The organism is Bradyrhizobium sp. P2_E8 (assembly GCF_056403875.1).
Genome location: NZ_JBFUES010001370.1, coordinates 1 through 1544, shown reverse-complemented (window position 1 = coordinate 1544; position 1544 = coordinate 1). Strand labels below are relative to the sequence as shown.

The 1544-nt window shown below is 65.2% G+C and carries 2 protein-coding genes and 1 pseudogene; all 3 read right to left on the bottom strand.

Annotated features, from left to right (window positions below; all coding sequences use genetic code 11):
• A pseudogene (locus tag AC1D00_RS40555) lies at positions 1-466 on the bottom strand (hypothetical protein); the annotation flags it as partial.
• A gap of 137 nt (positions 467-603) precedes the next feature.
• On the bottom strand, positions 604-852 hold the full coding sequence (locus AC1D00_RS40550; RefSeq protein ID WP_477014568.1) for a hypothetical protein: 249 nt from the start codon (positions 850-852) through the stop codon (positions 604-606).
• 224 nt (positions 853-1076) lie between these two features.
• A partial coding sequence (locus tag AC1D00_RS40545; RefSeq protein ID WP_477014567.1) for an NAD(P)H-dependent flavin oxidoreductase occupies positions 1077-1544 on the bottom strand: 468 nt, incomplete at its 5' end.

Genomic DNA, 1544 nt, shown 5'->3' with positions numbered 1-1544 from the left:
GCTTCAGACGATCCTTGATGCCCGAAATCTGGACGTCGGAGAGCAGCGAATAGGACTTCTGCGGCTGCGGCTTGGCGACGACCTTCGGTTTGGCCGGGACTTCGACAGCGGGAACTTCCGCCGTGGGCGCCTCGTTCACGTTCGCCGATGAACCCGTCCTGGGCATCGGAATATCGGACGGAGTGGCGGCGGCAAAGGCCTGGCGCAGCGGCTCGGTCAACACGGGCGCCTGCGCAAGCCTGTCGGCGGGCACCAGGACCGGCTCGATCGCGGCCGAGGCCAGCGCCAGGGTCGGAACCAGACGGTCGGCCTTGGCGGCGCGATTGGTCGCGAGCGGTTTCGGCGGGGCCTGGGTGATCATCTCGGCACTAACGCTGGGCACGCTATCGCGTCCGAGAATAGCGGTGGTGGCGGCACCGAGGACGAGGAAACAGGTCAGAACGACGATGGTGATGGCTTTGGACAAACGTCTCTCCGACGGGGAGGGGCGGTTCACGATGTTGTCAACGGTGCCCGGGAAAAAGGAACGAATTAAGGCTTGAGTGTGCCTTTGCGGCGACAATCACCATGCCTATGGCGACATGGCTAAAAAGCCGAGCAAAATCAGGCCGCTACCGCCAGATCGTAGGCATCCTGGATGTCCGCGACGATCTCGGAGGCTTCCCAGACCGCGCGCGGCTCGACCGATTGCAGCGTCACCGTCCAGTTGCCGCCCCGGCGGGTGCGGGGGACGCTGACGATATCGAAGCGCACATTGCGGCACAGCGGGTGGCGGGCCAGCGCATGGGCCACGCGGACGCGGATTTCGTCCAGCGAAGCCGCCCTCTTGGAGTTGAGAAAATCGAAGTCCATCGCCTGTCCCTCTCGGTCCTGATTGGCGGCCTTGAGGGGGATTCTGGGCAGGCGATGGTTAATCCGCCGTTAAGTGAGGGGGATTGGAGCTATGCGGGATTCACTGTGACGGGGGTCGGAAGTCTCCGCATCGTCATGGCCGGGCTTGACCCGACCATCCACGTCTCACCTGCGGCAAGGAACGTGGATGCGCCCGGGATAAGCCCGGGCCTGACGGAGCCCAGCTACCGCCCACCCGCCTCGCGGTATTCGGCAAGAGTCCGCGCAACGAGATCGCCGACGGCGAGCACGTCGGTCACGCCGGACGTCGAGTGCCCGCCGCTCCAGATATCGCGCCAGCGTTTGGGCCGGTTGTCCCGCGCGGTAACGTCGATGTCCTTGGCGATGTCGATCGCCCCGCGCGCCGGCAGGTCGTCGGGATCAAGTCCCGCAGCGACGATCGACGGCTTCAGCATGCTGGTCTGAAGTCCCGTGAACGCGGTGGTTAGCAGGATGTCGTCGGCGCTGCTCTCGACCAGCATCCGTTTGTAACGATCGTCCGCCATGCTCTCGCGCGTCGCGATGAACTTCGTGCCCATGTAGCCGAGATCGCAGCCGAGCACTTCCGCGGCATGCAGCGCGCGGCCATCGCTGATGCCACCCGCGAGCACGATGATGCCGTCGTAGAATGCGCGCACCGCGCGGACGAAGGC